Here is a 20,551-nt window from a genome sequence, read left to right as displayed (position 1 = left end):
GTGCGACGCGCGTCATTCCACGTTCTCGTGTCCGGCCAGCGTGTTGAGCGTCAGCGCGTCGGTCTTCGCGGTCACCGCGGCCTGTGCCTCGCTACGCCGGCGATCTTTCTGCTGCCCTTCCAGTTGCCGATATAGCGCGATGTATTGCGCGGCCATGCGCGCCCAGCCGAAGCCGGTCGCGAGTTCGTTGGCGGCCACGCCCATCTTGCGCCGCGCGGGCTCGTCGGCGGCGAGGCGCGCAACTGCGGCGGCAAGCGCCCGCGGATCGTCCGGATCGTCGAGCACGATCCCGCATTCCGACGTGATGATTTCGGCGCCGCCCGCGGTGCGCGCGGTGACGACCGGTAGTCCGGCCGCCATCGCTTCCAGCAGCGACAGACTCATCGCCTCGTAGCGCGACGGAAACACGAACGCGTCGACGGAATGCATCAGCACGGGCATCTCCTTCACGAGCCCGAGAAAATGCACGCGGTGCGCAATGCCGAGCGCTTTCGCTTCGTCGGGATATGGACTGCCCGGCAGGAAACCGGCCACCGCGATATGCACGTGCTCAGGTAAATGCCTGAGCGCAGCCAGCACGGTGCCGAGGTTCTTGCGCGGCGTGCGCAGATCGCCGACGAAGAGCAGCAAAAAAGCCTCGTGCGGCAGGCCGAATCTCGCGCGATCGCCCGTGGCCGCGGCGAAGCCTCGCGTATCGACGCCGTTGTAAATCACGTCGACGCGGTTATCCGGCGTGAGGCCGATGGCGCGGATTTCATCGGCGACCTTTTGGGAGACGGCCGTGATCACCTTCGAGCGCCGGTATGCCCAGCGCTCCAGCAGCGCGTTGCAGCGCGTATAGATCGACTGATACGCGGACCACACGCCCTTCGTCAGTCCAAACGGGTAGTACTTGCTGTCGAGCCACCCGCTATGCACGAAGTGCGATGTGTTGACGTCGGCCGGCATCCACGTGATGAAGCCGTTCACGTGAAGCACGTCATAGTCGCGGCGATGCGCGCGCAGCCATAACGCGCTCTTCAATGCAAACACCTGCTGGCGCAGCAGATTGGTGGGCCACCAGCGGCCGATTCTGATCGGCACCCAGCGGACGTTCGGATGAACCAGCAGATCGGGCGCCACATGCGAGGCGATCAGCGTGACGTTGATGCCTTCGTCGAGCGCCGCGCGCGCGATCTCGTGGTTGACGCGCCCCTGGCCGTCGTTATGGCGCACAACGTGCGTGACAATGGCGACTCTCAATCAGTGCCTCCGTGGAAAATGGACGTGCGTAACGACGCGCTCGCGCGGTTCAGCTTTTCGTAGTGCACCGCGGAAAGAATCGAAAAAACGCTCATGAAAAGCAGCAGCCCGCCGGTGCCGACGAGCGAATTGGTGAACACCAGCATCGCGAAGGTCGCGAGACTCAGGCTCAAGCAGGCGGAGACGTATTTGTCGCCGGCGAGGCGAAACGACGCCAGTACTGCGCGCGTCAGCAGCCAGACAATGCCCGACATATAGAGCAGCGTGCCGGGCCAGCCGAGCACGAAGGGTATGTTCATCACGCCGCTGTCGAAGTTGCCGTACTGGCCGAGCTGGCCGCCGTCGTTCGAGAGCTTGGTCGAGGTGCCGGTCGCGCCCATGCCTTCGCCGGACACGTCGGTGAAGGCGGTTTTCGCGAACGTCGCGTAAAACTCGTTGCGGGCCGCGTAACTCTGGTCGTCGTTCAGATTGACGATGGTCGAGAGACGCGCCTGCATCCGCTCGGCCACTGGCCCGACCGCGAGCAACGGCACGCACAGCCCGGCGAGCAGCACTGCGCTCGCGACGATGCGCACGCGCACCTTGTTGTTCGATTTCACCAACTGGATCAGCAGCGCGATGACCCAGCCGCCCCAGGTCGAACGCACGAGGCTCAGCGCGAACGAGAAGAAGCCGAGCGCCGCGGCCACCCAGCGCACGCGATGGGTGGCGGCCATCACGAACACCATCGCGCCCATCATCGCGAACGCGAACGGTCCCGAGGAATTCATCGTGCTGAAGACGCGCACGCCCATCGGCACGGCGTCGCCCTGCGAGTTCATCTGCGAGCCGAGCATCCACAGCGCATCCCACTGCGGCATGACGAAAAACTGGATCAGGCCGTAGCCGCCCATCACGAGCATGCCCCAGATAAACGTATTGACAATGGTGTCGCGATACTGCGGGTACTGGCGCGTGTTCGCCATGATGTGAAAGCCGATCAGGATCGGATAAAGCCAGTTCGCGAGGTCGTAGGTCGCGGCGAGCGGCCCGCTCGACACCACGCCGACGAGATACGCGTAGACGAGCCCGAGCAGGATCAGCAGCACCGGCAGCCCGCGCCGCTGGCCGAGCAGCCGGTAATAGCGCAGCAGCGAGAAGGCGCTGATCATCGTGACCGCAAGCGGCGCGACCTGGATCAGGCTTGTCGGCGTGAACGATCCTTTCGACCAGTCGGCGAGACGCCGCACTTCCGGGCTCAGAAACCACAGCCACCACATGAAGCCGATGTAGCGCGCCGGGCTCTTGAAGTAGAGCCACAGCCCCGTGAGAATCGCGAGCACCGGAAACGCGAGCGTGAGCACCGTGCCCTGATGCGCGACGATCAGCAGCGCCGTGATCAGCCACAACGTGGCCGACGGAAGCCACTCGCGCCGACCACGCGAGGCGGTGCGGGCGCGCGTGGTTCCTGGCATGGCTCCCAGGCCCGGCATGCCGGGCGCGGGCGGCACGCCGGCTCGCGGAAAGCTCGCCATCGTTCAGACACCTCCGCGCGATTCTTGCGCGGCGCCGCCCTGGGCATGTGCGCGCGCATGGGTGACGCTGCCCGTGCCCGCGGCCGTGTCGTCGGCTGCGACACGCCCACGCGCGGCGGCCCGGGCGCGCAGCATCTCCTCGGTGATGCGCACATGCTGCATGGCGTAATGCTCGGTGGTCAGGTCGCGCGCAAGCAGACCCGCAGCGGCTGCCTGCGCCTGACGCAGCGCGTCCATCGGCGCGGCGGCGAGCTGATCGACCGCATCGCGCAACGCGGGCGGATTGAACGGCGGAATGTAGCAAGCCTCGCTCGCCGGAAAATAGTCCTGCAACGCGCCGACGTTGGTCACGACCATCGGCTTGCCGACCGCCGCTGCCTCGAGCATCACCGTGATTCCCGACGCATGCGTATTCGGCCGCAACGGCACGACGATCACGTCGGCCCAGTCATACAGCTCGTGCTGTTTCCTGATCCCCGAGAAGAGCGCGATTTCGACATTCGGCGCGCGCAGCGAGGCAGGAATCCGGCGCCGCGTGGCGAGCTTCACGGTGTAGCGCGCGTCGTGGCCGAATGCCTTGATGAGCGTTTCCCAGTCGCGGTCGCGGTCATTGCCGATGGCGGCAATGCGGATCGGCGAATGCGGTTTCCATTCGGTCGGCGCCTTCACCGGAAAGTCGCGCGTGTTCAGGCCGTACAGCAAGGGCTTCGCCTCGCGATCGAAATAGCGCTTGCACAACGCGGCGTTTTCGCTCGCAAGCGTGGTCAACTGATCGGCGCGTTTCATCAGCTTGCGATACAGCCAACTACGCAGGATTCCGTACGAAGGCCATTTGTCGAGCAGCCACACGCTCTGCGCGAGCAGCAGCGGCGCCGCGCGCGCGCCGCTCTTCCTGCCGCAGAGCAGCAGCATCAGCGCGGCGGATAGCCATTCCTGCTCGGTGTGCGTCCAGATCACGTCAGAGCCGAGCATCTCCGCGCGATTGCGCCACGTGTGAATGAAATCGAAGCCGAGCACCGCTTTCAGCGCGCGGCGCACGAGCCGCACAGGCTTACTTTCACGCGCGTCCTTCGAATACGTGAGCGCGAACGCGTCGGATTCGGCGTGGTGATAGCCATATAGGCAACCGATATTGTCGCCCTGCCGATAAAAGCGCGGATCGGCGCCGTAAAACAGATGAACGTGGACTTTTGTCGCCACCGTTGTCGTCATGCAGAGACTCCCGTTGCCGATGCATTAGCGTATAACCCGCTGCCTGCGGCTTGCGCCGCCTCCTCAGGCCATGCGCGAGAGCGCGCGGCGCGCCTCGTGCGCGCCGCTGCGCACCGCGCGCCAGCGCGACAGCTTCAGGCGCGCCTGCCTCGACAGCAGCGCGAGCGCCGCATGCAAGAGGCCCGGATAGACGCGCGTGCCGACGAGCGTCCACCACCACCACGCGGTTTCGCGGCGCAGTGGCGGCAACTGGTCGCGCAAGATCAGATGGAAATTGAATGCGGCGTTGCGCAGTGCCGCCATGGTTTGTGCGTCGCGGCGGTCGTCGTCGAAACGTTCGGCGGGAAAATGATCGACCGCGACGCGCGGGTCGTACATCAGTTTCCAGCCTGCGTTTTTTACCGCGAGGCTGAACGCCATGTCGTTGTGGACCTGAGCGCCCGCGCCGCGCAGCCGCGCATCGAATCGGATGTTGTGCACCGCGTCGCGCCGGTAGCTCATGTTCGCGCCCTTCAGAATGTCGACTTCGCGCGCGCCGCCCACGCCGAGATGATGGTTGCCGATGATCTTGCCGTGGGCCGTGACCTTGCCCACCAGCGGGCGTGCGCCGTCGAGCACGCGGCCTTTTTCATGCACCCAGTCGCGTCCGCCGAGCGCGCCGAGCCGCGCATCGCTCTCGAACGCAGCGGCGATGCGCTGCAGCCAGTCGGCATGTGGCGCGGCGTCGTCGTCGGTGATGGCGATCACGTCGCCGCTCGCCGCGTCCAGTCCGCGATTGAGCGCCGCGACCTGACCGGGCACGTCGACGAGCGCCACCGACAGCGGCAGCTTGCCCGGCACCGCCGGATCGCGCAGACAGGTGTGGGTCGCGTCGTCGTCGGGACGCGCGACCACCACCACCTCATCCGGCGCGCGCGACTGTCGTTGCAGCGCCGCGAGGCAGCGCGCGAGGTCGGCCGGGCGGCGGTATGTCGGAACCAGTACCGTCACTTTCATTGCAAATGTCCTTGTTGCGATGTTCTTCGTGGGTTCGTCGGGCGAAGCCAGCTGCGCTCAGGTGCTCAGGTACTCCTGGACCGCGGCATAGCTGCGGTCATAGCCGCCGCGCGCGCGCGCCGGCATGCCGTTGAAGATGCCGCCCTGCACGTGCACGCCGGCCGCGCGAAGGCGCTTTAGCGCGTCGATGATTTCGCCTTCGCTGTGCATGCCCGAGCGCATCACGAAGAAGGTCGAACCGGCATATGCGCCGATGATCGACGCATCGGTCACCGCCAGCACGGGCGGCGTATCGATCAGGATCACGTCGTAGCATTTCCCGAGACCTTCGAGGTATTGCGGCAGGCGCGGCGACATCAGCAGTTCGGACGGGTTGGGCGGGCGGCGCCCGCATGAAATGAAGCTGAGATTCTCGACATTCGACGTGCGCACAGCCTCTTCCAGCGAGATCTGGCCGCTCAACAATTCGGACAGGCCGTTCTCCTGCGCGCCGCCCAGATAGCGCTCCAGCACGCCGCGGCGCATATCGCCGTCGATCATCAGCACGCGCTTGCCCGAATGCGCGAGCAGCACCGCGAGGTTCACCGTGAGGAAGCTCTTGCCGACGCCCGCCATTGGACCGGTCAACATGACGATGCGGTTTTTCGCGTCCATGATCGTGAACTGCATCGACGTGCGCAGACTGCGCAGGCTTTCCACCGTGACGTCCTTCGGCCGCGCGTTCGCGAGCACCGAGCGCAGGCGCTCGCCGCCGCGCTGCATGCCGCTCTCGAGCAGCGCCTGCTCCGCGCTCAACGGCACGAGACCGAATACGGGCAGATGGAACGCACGCTCGATATGCTCAGGATCGTCGATGCCCTTGAACATGTTGCGGCGCAGGAACACGAAGCCCGTGCCCGCGATCAAGCCGAGAATCGTCGCGGCCGACAGGATCAGCGCCTTCTTCGGCTTGACGGGCGAGCCCGGGCGCAACGCGGCGTCGACGATATGCACGTTGCCGCCGGTGCCGGCCTTCTGCACCGACAACTCCTGCACGCGATTCAGCAGCAGTACGTAGATGTCTTCCGCCACTTTCGCGTCGCGCTGCAATTGCACGGCCTTCACTTCGGTGGCGGGCAGATCGCGGAAACGGTCCGCATATTTCGCGCGCTGCGCCTGCAACTCGGCCATCTGCTCGCGCGCGACCTTGAGCATCGGATGATCGTCGCCGTAACGCTCGGTCAATTGCGCCATCTGCAGACGCAGGCTGGCGATCTGCTGTTCGTATTGCACACTGCCTTCCAGATACACCTTGGCCTCGTCGCTCGCGTTGATCGAGCCCGACTGGCGCTGGTACGCGGTGAGCGCGGCCTCGGCGCGTTCGAGATCGGCCTTCAGGCGCGGCTCCTCGCTTTTCAGGAAGTCGAGCATCTTGCTCGCATCGGCCTGCTTGTTCGAAATGTGCTGGCGCACGTACGATTGCGCGAGCGCATTGGCGATGAGCGCGGCATGCTCGGGGTTCTTGTCCTCCAGCGAGATCTGGATCACGCCGGTCTGCTTGCCCTGCTCCTGCACGGTGATCGCCGACTGGAATGCGCTGATGGCGTCGAGGTCGTTCGCGCGGATCACGGTGAACTCTTCGCCGGGCCGCGCCACCAGCCTGTTGACGAGCATCGTCACGCCGCCGCCCTGCGCCTGCCGGTCGACCTCGCCGCGCAAGAGCAGCGCGCCGTTCTCCGCGTAGAGTTCATAGCGGCCGCCCGCCTGCGCTTTCATCGTCAGCTTCTGGCCTTCCAGCGCGGGCAGCACGTCGATGGAATCCACATCGGCCACCTCGCCGCCCCATGCATACGACGACAGGCCGAGCCACGGTTTCGCGAGCTCGCCGGGCGTCGCCATACGCGCGGCGATGCTGCCGAGAAGCGGTATGGTTTTCGGCGTGACGCTGAAGTTCAGCTTCATCTGCTCGACGACGGGGCCGACCACGCCGCGGCTCTTGATGATTTCGATTTCGGCGTCGGTGGGCAACGAACTCGAGCCGCTCATGATCGAGGCGCCGGTCTGCGTCTGCGTGAGCGCTTGCGAAGTGTTGTCCGCCTGCTCGACGCGCACGTGGGCATCGGCCGAATAGATCGGCTTCGCGAGCACGCAGTAGGCGCCTGCAATCGCGACGACCGTCGCCGCGATCGCGATCAGCCACCAGATGTCGTCGAGGATCACCTGCACCAGTTGCCCGAGGACCACGTCCTCTTCTTCGGTCCTGAGCGGACCGGCCATGTGTGGAGAGATTTGATTGCTCACAATTCGATCCCGGGTCTGGTTAGCGCGTCAGCTGTTTCAGGTAGAAGAGCGTCTGCACGCTCGGCAACACCTGCTGCAATACGCGGTTGAACGTGGTCGATGCGGCGGTGCCCACATACACGACGTCCATCGGCTGCAACTGGAACTGCGCGGACAGCATGATCGCGTCGGGCTGCGTCATGTCGAGGCGGTACACGTCCGGCGTGGTCGGATGCTCGCGCATGCCGCGCATCACGAAGATCTGACGCGGATTGGCGTCGGTGTCGAGAATGCCGCCGGCCTGCGTGAGCGCGTCCGCGATCGTCAGACGGCCCTTTAACATCGGCACCTGGATCGGCGTCTTCACCTCGCCCATCACGAACACGCGGCTGTTGCTGCGGTCCGGCACGTTGATCACGTCGCCGTTTTGCAGCATCACGTTCTGGGTCGTGTCGCCGGCATCCAGCATGCGGTTCGCGTCGAGCACATACAGCTTGTGATTGCGCGTGAGGCGCACGCGCTGGATGTCCGCGTCGGCGGTCGTGCCGCCCGAGCGCGTGAGCGCGTCGACGAGCGTGAGCGGCACATCGCTCACCGCGAGCGGTCCCGGCGTCTTCACCTCGCCCGTGACCTGCACTTTCTGGCCGCGATACGACAGCACGCGCACGTCGACCTGCGGATTGCGGATATAGCGCACGAGGCCGCTTGCAAGCTGATCGCGCAGTTCGCCGACGGTCTTGCCCGCGGCCCTGATGCGGCCGACGAAGGGGAAATAGATCGTGCCGTCGGCGGCAATGGTCTGTCCGTAGGGATCGGCCTCGCCGGGCAACGCGGCCGTGTACGGCTGCTGCAGCGCGCCGGCGATGGTCTGCGTGCTGGTGCCGCCCGCCGAGAGCGTGCTGCCCTGCGGCGTGGTCAGTTCAGGGTGATCCCACACGGTGATGCCGAGAATGTCCTGCGGCGAGAGCCGGTACACGTATTGCGACGGATCGGCGAACACCGACGTGGGCAGCGGCCGCGGCGGCGCACTCGCCTCGGCTTGCGCCTGCGCGGCGACGACGCTCGCGTCGATTACGTGAACCGGATAGGTTTCGGCGGCCTGGCTTTCATGCTGGCCGTCGTCTTTCAGCCGCGATGTGTCTAGGTAGTTGCCGGGTGCGGTGGCGCAGGCCGGCAACAGCGACGTCAGCACGAGCGTGGCCGCGAACTTCGTTGTGAAGTTCGCTTTCGGGTTGGTGGAGCAGTGTGTAGCGAGTGTTTTCTTCAGCATATTTTTTTCAGCCATCCCATGACCAGATGTTCGATGAGCACGAGACTTTCCCTATAAGCGGATTCCTCGCCGCCCTGCGGATCGGCGACGTCGGGCAGATCGTCCCACTTGCCGAGCGGAAAGACCTTGCCGCGCGAAGCCGGGTCGAGCGCTTCGACTTCGCTCACCTGCGCGCGCTCGCTCACGAGCACGAGATCCGCGGATCTCACCAGTTGCCGGTCGAGACGCCGCGAATGATGCGACCCCGATGCGACGCCGCGCTCGGCGAGCAGGCGCCGCATGACCGGGTCCATGCCATGGCCGTTCATCGCCCGGATGCCCGCCGAATGAAACGCAATCGGCACTGATGACGTCTGCGCGCTGGGCGCTTGCGCCGCCTGCCGCGCCTTGAACAGCATTTCGGCGGCAGGCGAGCGGCACACGTTGGCGTGGCAGACGATCAGAACGTTGGCGAACATTTAGAAATCCGTAGCAATGGGCGGCGTGCCTGCAAATTGCCTCGCGAGCTGGCCGGCACAGGACATCGCGAGCGCCCTACTGGCCGACGTGAGCCGCGGCGCGCGCATCGGCATGCATGAGCGGCGCGCCGCTTGCGCCGCTTAGGCCGCTTGCACCGACCCGCGCCGGTGCATTGCGCAGCGCATGCTGCCGCCCGATCGCGTGATACTCGATGCTGAGTTCCAGCAGCGCGTCCGGCTCATACAGATTGCGTCCGTCGAAAATAAGCGGCGTTTTCAGCATCGTTTTCAATGCATTGAAGTCCGGGCTCTTGAAGACTTTCCACTCCGTCAGGATCACGAGCGCATCGGCGCCTTCGGCCGCTTCCATCTCTTCGTTCATGAACTCAAGGCGCGCGTGCTGCTGCGGCACGTCCTTCAGGTCGAGCGCGAATACGCGCTTCGATTCGTCTATCGCGACCGGGTCGTAGGCTTTCACGCGCGCGCCGCGGCGCAGCAGTTCGGCGATCAGCGGACGGCTCGGCGCCTCGCGCATGTCGTCGGTATTCGGCTTGAACGCGAGGCCCCACACGGCGAACGTGCGGTCCGACAGGTCCTCGCCCAGACGCGCGACGATCTTCTGCCCAAGCACCTTCTTCTGCGTGTCGTTGACTGCTTCCACGGCCTCGAGAATGCGCAGGTTCGCGTTGTGATCGGCGGCCGTGCGAATCAGCGCCTGCACGTCTTTCGGGAAGCACGAGCCGCCGTAGCCGCAGCCTGCGTACAGAAAGTCGTAACCGATGCGCGGGTCCGAGCCGATGCCGCGGCGCACGGCCTCGATATCCGCGCCGACGCGGTCGGCCAGATTCGCGAGTTCGTTCATGTACGAAATGCGCGTGGCGAGCATGGCGTTGGCCGCGTACTTGGTGAATTCGGCCGAGCGCACGTCCATATACAGCGTGCGTTCGCGATTGCGATTGAACGGCGCGTAGAGACGCTTCATCAACTCGCGCGCCTTTTCGCCTGGCACGTCCTCATCGCAACCGAGCACGATGCGGTCGGGCCGGGTGAAGTCTTCCACAGCCGCGCCTTCCTTCAGGAACTCGGGATTCGAGACCACGGAGAACATGTGGCTCGCATTGCGCGCAGCCAGCTCCTGCGCAATCGCTTCGCGTACGCGCGAGGCGGTGCCGACCGGCACCGTCGATTTGTCGACGATCACCTTGAAGCCCGTCATGTGGCGGCCGATGTTGCGCGCCGCGGCGAGCACGTATTGCAGGTCCGCCGAGCCGTCTTCGTCCGACGGCGTGCCGACCGCGATGAACTGGATGTCGCCGTGCGCGACGGCGGCTTCCACGTCCGTCGAAAACGTCAGGCGGCCGGCCTTGCGATTGCGCGCGATGATCTCCTGCAGACCCGGCTCATGAATCGGCACGCCGCCGCCGTTGAGCACGTCGATCTTGCGCTGATCGACGTCGAGACAGAACACGTCGTGGCCGATGTCGGCCAGACAGGCGCCCGTCACGAGGCCTACGTAGCCGCTACCGATGATCGTCAGGTTCATGTATTACCTCGCAGGAGTTTGAGTAAGTGTTCAATATGCGTTGCTGCCGACAAAGCCCTTCCACAGCGTCAGCACGACGATCTTGATGTCGAGCCAGAAGGTCCAGTGCTGCATGTAGTACAGGTCGAGCTTCACGCGGCCCATCATTTTTTCGATGCGGTCCGTCTCGCCGCGATAGCCGTTGATCTGTGCCCATCCGGTGATGCCCGGCTTGATCCGGTAGCGATGCATATAGCCTTTCACCAGATCCTTGTAGATGTCGTCGTGTTCCAGCGCATGCGGGCGCGGCCCGACCACCGACATCTCGCCACGCAGCACGTTGATGAATTGCGGCAGTTCGTCGAGGCTCGTGCGCCGCAGGAACGCGCCGACAGCGGTGATGCGCGGATCGCGCCGGGTGGCCTGCGTGAGCCTGCCGGCCTCTTCCTTGTGCACTTTCATCGAGCGGAATTTGTAGATCTCGAACTCGTTTCCGTCGATACCCTTGCGTTTCTGGCGGAAAAACACCGGCCCCGGTGAGCTCAGCTTGACGAGCACGGCGATCACGAGCATGAGCGGCGCGAGCGCCGTCAACGCGGCGAGCGCGAAGAGCCGGTCGAAGATGCGCTTGGGCAGCACGTGCAGATCGGTGATCGGCGATGCCGCCAGGTTGATCGCCGGCACGCCGAGCAGCTCGACCATCGGCTGATTGAAGAGCGTGAGGCTGCGCACGTCCGGTATGAAGCGGATATTGACGAAGTCGTTGCGCAGGTCCATCACAATGCGATGTATTTCCTTCTCCTTCGAGATCGGCAAGGCGAGCCACAATTCGCGAATCGCGCGCTGGCGCACGAGCTGGATCATGCGCCCGTAGTCGCGCTCGACGGGCACGCCTTCGATTGCATCGGCCGCGTCGGGGTCTTCGTAAGGGTTGATCGTGCCGTCCTCGTCGAACACGACGACGGGGCTGAAACCGGCTTCCGGACGGCTGCGCATCTGCTGGATCAAAAAGCGTCCGTAGGGCGCGCCGCCCACGATCGCCACAGCGCGCTGGTTGAAGCCCTCGCGGCGTAGTCCGCGCAGGATCGAATAGACGATCATCTTCGTGACGATCAGCAGCACGATCGTGGCGAGCGCCCAATAGACGAGCCACAACCGCGACAGACTGTCCGCGCGATGCAGGCTGAAACTGATCAGCACGCCGGTCACCTCGACCATTGCCCAGCCGCCCGCGACGCGGCACAGCAGGTCGTAGAGCGGCTTGCCCCGCCATGACCGATAGATGCCGAGCGCCGGAAAAAACACGACCACGAGCAGGACGTCGAACGCGAGCGACACGCTTTGCATGTCGTCCAGCCACACCGCTTTTCCGCTGTGCACGGCCGCCGCGATGGCGGCGCCGAGCGCGACCATCGCGACGTCGATGAGTCTCGATAGAACGCTCAGCATGCGCTGCCCCTCAGTTCGTCAGTCAAGTGCCATCCCGTTCGTTAGTCCGCTCTTCAGTTCGGCATTCAGTGGACCATCCATCTGGCCGCCCAGCTGAATCCCCAGGATCAGTCGTTCCGGTTGCCGCACGCGCCACGCCGGCATGCGCGCCGGCGATGCCATTGCCGGACGCGAAGCCGATAGAAGCTGTGCTAATTGCAATTTACGTATTCCGCTTTGCTAAACCGGCCGCTCGACCGCTTGCGAAAAACGTGTCTCGGAATGAGTGAATGTCTTTCTACAGGTATAGATAAAGCGCTATTAAAATTCGCGCCGCAAGGCCGCAAAAATCTCAAAATGTATCGGGCGAAATTACACTATTTTTGATGGATTTTATGTGGCAAGTTTTACCGGAGCCGAGAGGCGAACGACGCTTTTTGCGGTCTTTCCGCGGCAAAATGTGGCGTTGCGCATGGGATTTCGGGTTGTCGCCACGCCACCCCTCTCATCCATTGCTCACGCAAGCGGTGGTGTAAAAAAATGCCCACGAATTTTTTCAACCTAATTTATCTTTTTATGAAATTAATGGCGACATTTTTGATTCATCAAGGTATCGCCTTATCCGACAATCCATCTAGTTTTCATTTAACGAGCTTTTATTGACTTGAATGTTCGTGATAAAACTCGACGCATTCAACCAGTCCTGAGGAGTCCATCATGACCGCTCCGGTTACGGTCGCGTCCGCCAACACTCTGCCGAGAGAAGCCACGCTCGCACACGTCAAACTGAAGATTCATCCTGTGATTCTGGCGGGCGGCTCGGGCACGCGGCTGTGGCCGATGTCGCGCGAACAGCACCCCAAACAGTTGATCGGCCTGCTCGGCGACGAGTCGCTGTTGCAATCCACCACGCGCCGTCTCGACGGATTGGACGCCGGCTATCCGCTCACCGGTCAACTCGTCGTGGTCGCCAACGAAGAGCAACGCTTCACGACCGCTGAGCAGCTGCGCACGAGCGGCAAGCCGACCCGCCTGATCCTCGAGCCGGTGGGCCGCGATACAGCGCCCGCGCTGACGGTGGCCGCGCTGTCGATCGCCGCGCAGGACGAGGACGGCATCATGGTGGTCATGCCCGCGGACCACGCGGTCACCGACATCGAAGGATTTCACGCCGCAGTCGCAGCAGGCGTGCAACATGCAGCGGCAGGCGAGATCGTCACGATGGGCATCGTGCCGACCCGCGCGGAAACGGGCTACGGTTATATCCGGATCGGCGACGCGATCGCTACGCCTGGCAATCCTGATGAAGTTCGACAGGACGTCTCTGTCACCGCGCATAAGCTGGATCGCTTCGTCGAAAAGCCGCATCTCGAACTTGCGCAGCGCTATGTGCAATCGCACGAATACTGGTGGAACAGTGGCATTTTCATCATGCGGGCATCGACATGGATCAAGGCGATCCGCCACTTCCAGCCGGCCATTTATGAAGCTTGTGCTGCGGCCTACGAGGGTGGCAAGGCAGACGGCGACTTCTTCCGCCTGCAGCGCGATGCATTCGGTGCGTCGCCTTCCAATTCGATCGACTACGCGGTGATGGAACAGCTCGGCCACGATCAGAACGTCGCCTCGGGCGTGGTCGTGCCCTTGCAGGCGGGCTGGTCGGACGTGGGCTCGTGGGACGCGATCTGGGACATCTCCGAGAAAGACGCGGAGGACAACGTGGGCCGCGGCCGCGTGATGTTCGAAGGCGCCGCCTCCACCTTCGCGCATTCCGAAGGACGCCTGATTGCCTGCGTGGGCACGCAGGACCTCGTCGTCGTCGAAACTGCCGACGCGATTCTCGTCGCGGACAAATCGCGTGTGCAGGACGTCAAGAAGATCGTGGGACGCATTCGCAGCGAAGGCGGCATGGAAGCGGCCAACCATCGCAAGGTGCATCGCCCGTGGGGCAACTACGATTCCGTCGACACGGGCGAGCGTTTCCAGGTGAAGCGCATTGTCGTGAAACCGGGCGCCCGCCTCTCGCTGCAAATGCACCATCACCGCGCCGAGCACTGGATCGTCGTGCGCGGCACCGCGCTCGTCACGCGAGGTGAAGAGCGCTTTATCGTCTCCGAAAACGAATCGGCTTATATCCCGCTCGGCGTCACGCACCGTCTCGAGAACCCCGGCAAGATGCCTCTCGAAATGATCGAGGTGCAATCCGGTTCGTATCTCGGCGAAGACGACATCGTGCGTTTCGACGACACCTACGGGCGCGAGTAAAGCCCTGAATCAGGCACGCGAGTCAGTTGCAGGAACAGCGTTGCATTACAGCGTTGCAATACAGCAAATGAAGCGGGAACCTGCGGCGGTTGCTCCGACAGCCGCGGGGTACTGCGCTTAAGCCTTGTGCTCATCCCGCATGGGAGATGAGCTCTGTGTGCGACGGATAACGCTCGGCCTTGTCGCGCTCGGTGCCCGCGAGTGCTGCCGGTGCGCCATTGATCAAAGTCGTTGCGCTTGCTGCCGGGCTGCGTGCAAAGTTTGCCGCCTCGTTGAAGCCCGCCTCATTGAAGCCCTTCCCTGCGCCGCTCGCGCCCGCTGCCGGTTCGCCTGTATAGCGACGCAGCGGTCCACGAAACGCATTCAACGCACCATGCAAAGGCGCGCCGTGAGGCGTGGCAACCGGCTCGGGCACATGACGCATGCCCGCCATGAGACGGGACGGCGCCGCTGCATAAGACGCGTGAGTGGCAGGGACATTCTGCATGGCTGCCGGCTTGTGCGCCTGCGCGTATAGCGACGTGGCGTGAGTGTGCGCGTGCGCTTGCACATGCGTTACGCGGACTTGCGGCGCTGGGTCCGCTGCGTGGGTGGTTCGGACTGCTTGCGATGCCGACCGCGTCGCGCATTCGCGTTCGATCCACTGCGCCGCCCATTCGAACGCATAATGCTCGGCCGCGGCGGCGTCCGCGAAGCGCGGACCGACGAGGCCCGAGCGTTCGACGCGCCTGCCGTCTTTCATGATCTCCGCCCACGCGCGGTACATCGCATTGGGCACGCGCTCGGCGGCCACATAGATCAGATAGCCATGCCGCTCGGCGACCTGCCTCCCGCGCGGCGCGAGAGCGGTCGACAGCGGGCTATGTGGCAGCGCTGCCTGTGAGCCAGCGCGTGCCGATGCAATGGCTGCATCAAGGCCTTGCATTGCCGCGCCGACCGCGCCCGCTTCGTTCATGGCTCGCAAGTCGGTCCGCAGCGCAGGGCGCGGTGCATAAGCGACGGACGGCGTGGGCAAGGCCGGCGCGCGCGGTATGGCGTGCGTGGCCTGCGATGCCCGGGTGGCCTGCGCTGCGCCGGGCGCGGCATGATCGAAACCTGCCAGTTGACGCGTGATGTCCGCAATCGGATCGGCCGCCCCCCAGGCGCGCGCCGGCGAGGTATCCGACGCAAGCGACGCATGGGGCATATTGGACATGTTGGACATATGGCCTGGGTCAAACGCGCTCGACCGGTTGCCGCCCGAGCCCGGTGCCTGCCACGACTCGGGGCTTCGCCACGACACGCCGCGGGCACTCTCCTCGCGCGTGCTGGGCGCTTCCACGACGGCTGCGGCGGGCTTGGCCGCGACAGGCGGCGCCGGCTGCGGGATATAAGCGAACGTGCGGCCCTTGCTCGACAGAAGCCGCACCATCTCCAGCAGCGTGCCGTTCAGTTGCCATTCCTCGAAACGGCGCCGGCAGGTCGGGCCCGATGGATAGCGGCCCGGCAGCTTCGACCAGGGCTCTCCGGTGGTCAGGATCCACAAAACGGCATTGGCCACGACACGTGGGTCGGCGCGGGGCCGCCCGCGTCGGTTCAGACGGACGGCCGGCTCATCGGAGACAAGCGCTGATAGCAGCGCCCATTCGTCATTGCTTAGCTCATCGAAAAACATGGATTTTCTCCACGCAGCCTGGCCGGGCCGCGGCGTTGGGTGGACCACGGATTCAACCTTCACGATCCGTGTGTCACCCTCGGTTGCACAAATATGTTTTGTACGTTCTGTTGGCTGGCAAACACCGCCCCGGGTTAGTGCGGTTTATCCCTATTGCGAAGCACAAAACGTGGTCTCACTCGTGCATGGGAGAATTGTGCACGAAGCATACCATCACCAGGGTTTGCGTGAATATCGTTGCGACAAGTGTTACGGATAGAAACAAACTTGTCGTTTTCACTCGCTTAATTCACGTCATGCCGTAACGGAAATGCTTCTTGTCATAGCGACGGAATGGCTAATGCGGAACATCGGACCGGCAAAAACGCCGCAAATACCTGCCAAAAAAAACGGCAAAGGCAATGAATGGCCGGCTCGAATTCGACAGCACCATGATGCGATACATTCCTGCGAATTTCTCGGGCGCCCGCATGCGCGACTTCGTTGCGTGCGCACTGAGTCCACGGTGCGCCCGGCCGATGACACCGATGTGGCAATGCGGGCCCGCGGCTTGTCGCAAGGATACCGCCGCGCCGCAGGCTGGCGCTCGTTTGCTTGCCGGCTAGCGGGCTTGGGGCGAGCCTTCTAACGGACCGGCGTCGCCGCGCCCTCGCCCACCACTGTGGTCCATTCGCGCACGCGCCAGCGTGTGACGAGGCCCGCTTGCACATAAGGATCGGCTTGGGCAAAGGCCTCGGCGGCGCGAGGCGTGTCGCCGGTGAAAAGCAGCACTGCTGTATCCACCGGTTCGGTCAGTGCACCGGCAAGCACGAGTTCACCGCGCTCCGCCGCCGCCCATGCGAGTTTCAGATGCGAGTCGCGGTACTCGCCGCGCCGCTCCAGGTAGTCCGGCACGAGCTCATAGGTCAACAAAAAGTGCATGGCAAGGTCCTCCGGGTTAATACAGCTTAATCACACCGCGCAGCGCCTAAACCGCAAAAAGACGTGACGGGAGAGCGATTCTCGTTAAGGATTTCCCTCAGGATTTCCTTACCAATTCTCATTCATGTGCACTCGCAGCAAATGTTCGCGCGTGCGGAACAATGCAGGGCGAATTTCCACACCCTTGCTGACGGCCGGCGCAGGCCGCGAATTACAGTCGAATTGCATCGTCATTTAATCTGCAATGCATAACATTATTGCCTGCCCGCATTCGGCAATTTCATCCATCCAATTTCGGCGCACGCTGCATCGTCAGGGAAAACCAGCGGGCGCCGTTGTCAACGGGAACGCAGTTTTGACCGTTGATGCAGACAGCATTTGCCATAATGGACTTGCCGAGGGCCGGATGCCGTCGACGCCCACGTGCATGACGACCCAAAAACGTTTCCACACCGATGGAGTGTCACATGAAAATCCAATCCGCAATCGCTGCCATGGTACTCGGCGCCGTCCTCGTTTCGCCCGCGTTCGCGCAGAACAGCCAGCAGACGAAAATGGCCGACTGTAACAAGCAGGCCGGCGACAAGAAAGGCGACGAGCGCAAGGCGTTCATGAAGAGCTGCCTGTCGGCGAAACCGGCTGCCGCGCCCATGAGCCAGCAGGACAAGATGAAGGCCTGCAACACGCAAGCCGCCGGCAAGAAAGGCGACGAGCGCAAGGCGTTCATGAAGAGCTGCCTCTCGTCGGCTCCGGCCAACTGATCCGCGGCATCGCCCACGCGCCGCGCGACTTGCGCGGCGCTGCATACCGACGTTGCTTCGCTTTGCATCGCTCCGCTCACATCGTTTCGTTTTACGTCGCCTCGTTTTACGTCGTCCCTTTGCGCTTTTCCGTTGAGCGCTTCGCCCCCCTTCGCCGTGCTCCCGCCCGAACGCGCCGTTTTTCTTCTATGATGGCTGCGGAGACGGCCCACCCCACACAACATTCATACGGGCCGCCATCTTGTCGTTGATGCCGCAAAGCATCGATCGGAGGCAAGGATGGTATCGAAGCATAAAAACCGCTGGTTGAGGCGGTGGCTGGTCGTCATCGTGTTCTGGGCGGTGCCCGTGGCGATCGTTGCAGTCAGCGAAATTCGCGAGGAGATGGCCTACAACACCGTCGACCTGGACCGCGCGCTGACCACCTGGAATTTCACCGACGCGCAACGTGCGGCCGGCGCCCCTGCGCGCTGCCATGGCAAGCCGGACGAGGCGCAGGCCGCCGGTTGTCCCGCCGACGTACTCGCGGCTAACGCGCCGCGCCAGCAGGACGCCCGCAACGAATACAGCGTGCGCCGCTCTACCCTGATGGTTTATCTGTGGCATGCGTTCGTCGGCTATTGGGTTGTACCGGCGCTCACGCTACTCGTCATCGGCGTATTGATCGGCGGAGTGCGCCGCGCGCTGAGACGCCCGCCCGCAGTCAAGAGGCCGGCCAACCACGGCGGATAGTCCGCGCGAGTCGCTCCTTGTGCGGCATGCAGGCAACACTTTTGAGCCGATGCGAAGCCGATACGCCGCACGCCCGAGTCGGTAAAAATGGGCGAGGACCCGTGCCGCGGTTCACCTTCCGGCGACTCGCCCGCTGAAAATTCACTGCACAAAACCGCGCTCGACCATGCCCGCGCGCCGCCAGCCACGGTTGCCGCGCGGCCGGTCAAATTTACAGCGTGCTTTTTCGATGTGCCGCAAAGCCCCGCCCCATAAGGCTTTCGCCCTGTGAGCGAGGGCGCCTTTTGACCTCCCGTGTGATATAACTCAAAGGCAACCACGCGCTTTCTCGCGGTTGCGACCCGGAACCATACGGAGAAAAACGATGCAAAGACGACACTTCATGTTGAAGACAACCGCTGCGCTCGCTTTCGGAGGCCTTGCTCTCGCCGGATGTACCACCAACACCGGCGGCCACGACACCGCCGCCACCGATTCCTCCAAACGCCGCTCGATCGACGCAGACGTCGACGGCACCCTGTCGCGGCTGTACACGACCGTGAAGGGTTCGCGCGAACTCGTCTCCAAGGCGCGCGGCGTGCTCGTGTTCCCGTCGGTGCTGCAGGCGGGCTTTATTGTCGGCGGTCAGTACGGCGAAGGCGCGCTCCGCGTGGGCGGCAGCACGGTCGGCTACTACAGCACGATTTCCGGCTCGTTCGGACTGCAGGCAGGCGCGCAGTCGAAGGCGATCATCTTCCTGTTCATGACGCAGGACGCGCTCGACAAATTCCGCAACGCAGACGGCTGGTCCGTGGGCGGCGACGCGTCCGTCGCACTCGTGAAAATGGGCGCCAACGGCGCGATCGATTCGAACACGGCCACGGCTCCGGTCGAGGTATTCGTGTTGACCAACGCCGGGCTGATGGGCGATCTGTCGTTGCAAGGCACGAAGGTTTCGCGCCTGAAGATCTGAGAGGTGCGTGAAAAACGCGACTTCCGCGTAACCGTCGCGACGACGCCATTCAGGCGGCTCGCGACCTGAGCTCTTGCAGCAAGGCCGGCGCTCATCACAGGCGCCGGCCGGGCGAGCCGATGTTTTACGGACTGTCGGCGGGCCGACTCCGTGAAGCCGGCTCGCCTGCGCTCGCGGGCGTCAACGCCCCGAGCTATCCACGACCTTGAAGCGCGAGCGTTTCTGCGCGCGAATCACCGACTGATAAGCATCGACATACTGTTGCGCCATGCGGTGTGACGTGAAGCGCTCTTCGAAGCGCCGCCGCACGCCCGCGCGCGGCATCTTGTGCAGACGGTTGACAGCCGCCACCGCGCCGATCTCGTCTTCGACGATAAAGCCAGTCAGGCCGTCCTCCAGCACCTCCGGCACCGAGCCGCGGTTGAACGCCACGACCGGCGTGCCGCACGCCATCGCCTCGATCATCACGAGGCCGAACGGCTCGGGCCAGTCAATCGGAAACAGCAGCGCGTGCGCGCCCGAGAGAAACTCCGCTTTCTGGTGATCCGCGATCTCGCCGATGAACTCGACATGCGGCAAGTCGAGCAGCGGCCGGATATCGCGTTCGAAATATTCGCGGTCCGCGGCGTCCACCTTCGCGGCGATCCGAATCGGCATGCCGCAGCGGCCGGCGATCCGGATCGCGGTGTCGACCCGTTTTTCCGGCGATATGCGCCCGAGAAACGCCAGGTATTTCTGCTCGACCGGCTGCGGCGTGTAGAGCTGCTCCGGCAGGCCGTGATAGACCGTGGTGAGCCAGCGCGCCTGCGGCAGCGGGTGGCGCTGCGCATTCGAAATGGAAATCACCGGTGCGGTGCTGAACGTGTCGAACACGGGCTGCTGCTCGGGTAGGTCGAGGCGACCGTGCATCGTCGTGACGAACGGCGTCTCCTGCCGCTGGAACACCGAGAACGAGTAATAGTCGAGGTGGAAATGCAGGACATCGAACTGTTCGGCCTGGCGGCGCACCAGTTCCATCAGCAGCATGTGCGGCGCGACGCGATCGCGAATGCCCGGGTCGAGGCGCAGCGCGCGCGGCCATACGGCCTCGAGCTTCGCGCTGGTTTCGGAATCGCCGCTTGCGAACAGCGTCACGTCGTGGCCGAGCTCGACAAGCGCCTCGGTGATGTACGACACGACGCGCTCGGTGCCGCCATAAAGCTTCGGCGGCACGGACTCGGTCAGCGGGGCGATCTGCGCAATCTTCATAGTTGTCTCCATGAACTGACGGCCCGCGGCCCGGCTTGTTCCGAGCTCGCGCTGTAAGGCGCCGTCAGTGGCGCCCTGTAGGCGCCGGTCTACGATCCAATGCACTGTGCCGCACGC

16 protein-coding genes are annotated in these 20,551 nt (G+C 63.9%); 4 read left to right on the top strand and 12 right to left on the bottom strand.

Annotated elements, in window-relative coordinates; translation table 11 throughout:
- Positions 1–12: 12 nt before the first annotated feature.
- The 9 genes from HV711_RS14355 to HV711_RS14315 all read right to left on the bottom strand — a co-directional run bounded on the left by HV711_RS14355 (position 13) and on the right by HV711_RS14315 (position 11,922).
- Positions 13–1,242, bottom strand: a complete 1,230-nt coding sequence (locus tag HV711_RS14355; protein WP_035482591.1) for a glycosyltransferase family 4 protein — start codon at positions 1,240–1,242, stop codon at positions 13–15.
- On the bottom strand, positions 1,239–2,696 hold the full coding sequence (locus tag HV711_RS14350; protein WP_244142644.1) for a glucose-6-phosphate isomerase: 1,458 nt from the start codon (positions 2,694–2,696) through the stop codon (positions 1,239–1,241). Before HV711_RS14350 ends, HV711_RS14355 begins: the two co-directional genes overlap by 4 nt.
- A 63-nt stretch (positions 2,697–2,759) precedes the next feature.
- Positions 2,760–3,956, bottom strand: a complete 1,197-nt coding sequence (locus tag HV711_RS14345; RefSeq protein WP_035482616.1) for a glycosyltransferase — start codon at positions 3,954–3,956, stop codon at positions 2,760–2,762.
- Positions 3,957–4,031: 75 nt separating this feature from the next.
- Positions 4,032–4,964: a glycosyltransferase family 2 protein gene (locus tag HV711_RS14340; protein ID WP_015002587.1), complete on the bottom strand. Its 933-nt coding sequence runs from the start codon at positions 4,962–4,964 to the stop codon at positions 4,032–4,034.
- Between the two features lie 57 nt (positions 4,965–5,021).
- Positions 5,022–7,220: a polysaccharide biosynthesis tyrosine autokinase gene (locus HV711_RS14335; protein ID WP_035482596.1), complete on the bottom strand. Its 2,199-nt coding sequence runs from the start codon at positions 7,218–7,220 to the stop codon at positions 5,022–5,024.
- A gap of 43 nt (positions 7,221–7,263) precedes the next feature.
- Positions 7,264–8,493, bottom strand: a complete 1,230-nt coding sequence (locus HV711_RS14330) for a polysaccharide biosynthesis/export family protein (RefSeq protein ID WP_035482599.1) — start codon at positions 8,491–8,493, stop codon at positions 7,264–7,266.
- Complete coding sequence (locus HV711_RS14325) at positions 8,487–8,951, bottom strand: arsenate reductase/protein-tyrosine-phosphatase family protein (protein WP_035482600.1); 465 nt, start codon at positions 8,949–8,951, stop codon at positions 8,487–8,489. The genes HV711_RS14330 and HV711_RS14325 overlap by 7 nt, the downstream gene beginning before the upstream one ends.
- Positions 8,952–9,027: 76 nt before the next feature.
- Positions 9,028–10,494 (bottom strand): UDP-glucose dehydrogenase family protein, encoded by a 1,467-nt coding sequence (locus tag HV711_RS14320; protein ID WP_035482603.1) that lies wholly within the window; start codon positions 10,492–10,494, stop codon positions 9,028–9,030.
- Between the two features lie 30 nt (positions 10,495–10,524).
- Complete coding sequence (locus HV711_RS14315; protein ID WP_035482604.1) at positions 10,525–11,922, bottom strand: undecaprenyl-phosphate glucose phosphotransferase; 1,398 nt, start codon at positions 11,920–11,922, stop codon at positions 10,525–10,527.
- A gap of 696 nt (positions 11,923–12,618) precedes the next feature.
- On the opposite strand from HV711_RS14315, the gene HV711_RS14310 reads away from it, so the two are divergent.
- Positions 12,619–14,166 (top strand): mannose-1-phosphate guanylyltransferase/mannose-6-phosphate isomerase, encoded by a 1,548-nt coding sequence (locus HV711_RS14310; protein ID WP_035482606.1) that lies wholly within the window; start codon positions 12,619–12,621, stop codon positions 14,164–14,166.
- 130 nt (positions 14,167–14,296) lie between these two features.
- On the opposite strand, the gene HV711_RS14305 is transcribed toward HV711_RS14310, so the two are convergent.
- Positions 14,297–15,820: a DUF6566 family protein gene (locus tag HV711_RS14305; RefSeq protein ID WP_035482608.1), complete on the bottom strand. Its 1,524-nt coding sequence runs from the start codon at positions 15,818–15,820 to the stop codon at positions 14,297–14,299.
- Positions 15,821–16,444: 624 nt separating this feature from the next.
- Positions 16,445–16,741, bottom strand: a complete 297-nt coding sequence (locus HV711_RS14300; protein WP_028363153.1) for a YciI-like protein — start codon at positions 16,739–16,741, stop codon at positions 16,445–16,447.
- Positions 16,742–17,208: 467 nt separating this feature from the next.
- On the opposite strand from HV711_RS14300, the gene HV711_RS14295 reads away from it, so the two are divergent.
- The 3 genes from HV711_RS14295 to HV711_RS14285 all read left to right on the top strand — a co-directional run bounded on the left by HV711_RS14295 (position 17,209) and on the right by HV711_RS14285 (position 19,186).
- Complete coding sequence (locus tag HV711_RS14295) at positions 17,209–17,502, top strand: PsiF family protein (protein ID WP_013588328.1); 294 nt, start codon at positions 17,209–17,211, stop codon at positions 17,500–17,502.
- A gap of 279 nt (positions 17,503–17,781) precedes the next feature.
- Positions 17,782–18,234: a membrane protein gene (locus HV711_RS14290; RefSeq protein ID WP_035482612.1), complete on the top strand. Its 453-nt coding sequence runs from the start codon at positions 17,782–17,784 to the stop codon at positions 18,232–18,234.
- 364 nt (positions 18,235–18,598) lie between these two features.
- The gene (locus HV711_RS14285) at positions 18,599–19,186 is read left to right on the top strand and encodes a BPSL1445 family SYLF domain-containing lipoprotein (protein ID WP_013588330.1); all 588 of its coding nucleotides are present in this window, start codon (positions 18,599–18,601) and stop codon (positions 19,184–19,186) included.
- Between the two features lie 180 nt (positions 19,187–19,366).
- Here the strand turns inward: HV711_RS14285 and HV711_RS14280 are convergent, their stop codons facing one another.
- Positions 19,367–20,434, bottom strand: coding sequence for a glycosyltransferase family 4 protein (locus HV711_RS14280; protein WP_013588331.1), 1,068 nt, complete (start codon positions 20,432–20,434; stop codon positions 19,367–19,369).
- Positions 20,435–20,551: the final 117 nt, after the last annotated feature.

The organism is Paraburkholderia phenoliruptrix, from assembly GCF_902859825.1.
Classification (GTDB): Bacteria; Pseudomonadota; Gammaproteobacteria; order Burkholderiales; family Burkholderiaceae; genus Paraburkholderia; species Paraburkholderia phenoliruptrix.
Note: the sequence above shows the minus strand (reverse complement) of the source record. Positions and strands in the feature narration are given on the sequence as shown.

Coding starts and splice junctions, on each gene's coding strand:
- HV711_RS14325 (WP_035482600.1), bottom strand. CDS start 8,951: ATGTTCGCCAACGTTCTGATCGTCTGCCACGCCAACGTGTGCCGCTCG.
- HV711_RS14280 (WP_013588331.1), bottom strand. CDS start 20,434: ATGAAGATTGCGCAGATCGCCCCGCTGACCGAGTCCGTGCCGCCGAAG.
- HV711_RS14305 (WP_035482608.1), bottom strand. CDS start 15,820: ATGTTTTTCGATGAGCTAAGCAATGACGAATGGGCGCTGCTATCAGCG.
- HV711_RS14290 (WP_035482612.1), top strand. CDS start 17,782: ATGGTATCGAAGCATAAAAACCGCTGGTTGAGGCGGTGGCTGGTCGTC.
- HV711_RS14310 (WP_035482606.1), top strand. CDS start 12,619: ATGACCGCTCCGGTTACGGTCGCGTCCGCCAACACTCTGCCGAGAGAA.
- HV711_RS14335 (WP_035482596.1), bottom strand. CDS start 7,220: ATGGCCGGTCCGCTCAGGACCGAAGAAGAGGACGTGGTCCTCGGGCAA.
- HV711_RS14300 (WP_028363153.1), bottom strand. CDS start 16,741: ATGCACTTTTTGTTGACCTATGAGCTCGTGCCGGACTACCTGGAGCGG.
- HV711_RS14285 (WP_013588330.1), top strand. CDS start 18,599: ATGCAAAGACGACACTTCATGTTGAAGACAACCGCTGCGCTCGCTTTC.
- HV711_RS14320 (WP_035482603.1), bottom strand. CDS start 10,494: ATGAACCTGACGATCATCGGTAGCGGCTACGTAGGCCTCGTGACGGGC.
- HV711_RS14315 (WP_035482604.1), bottom strand. CDS start 11,922: ATGCTGAGCGTTCTATCGAGACTCATCGACGTCGCGATGGTCGCGCTC.
- HV711_RS14295 (WP_013588328.1), top strand. CDS start 17,209: ATGAAAATCCAATCCGCAATCGCTGCCATGGTACTCGGCGCCGTCCTC.
- HV711_RS14330 (WP_035482599.1), bottom strand. CDS start 8,493: ATGCTGAAGAAAACACTCGCTACACACTGCTCCACCAACCCGAAAGCG.
- HV711_RS14350 (WP_244142644.1), bottom strand. CDS start 2,696: ATGCCAGGAACCACGCGCGCCCGCACCGCCTCGCGTGGTCGGCGCGAG.
- HV711_RS14340 (WP_015002587.1), bottom strand. CDS start 4,964: ATGAAAGTGACGGTACTGGTTCCGACATACCGCCGCCCGGCCGACCTC.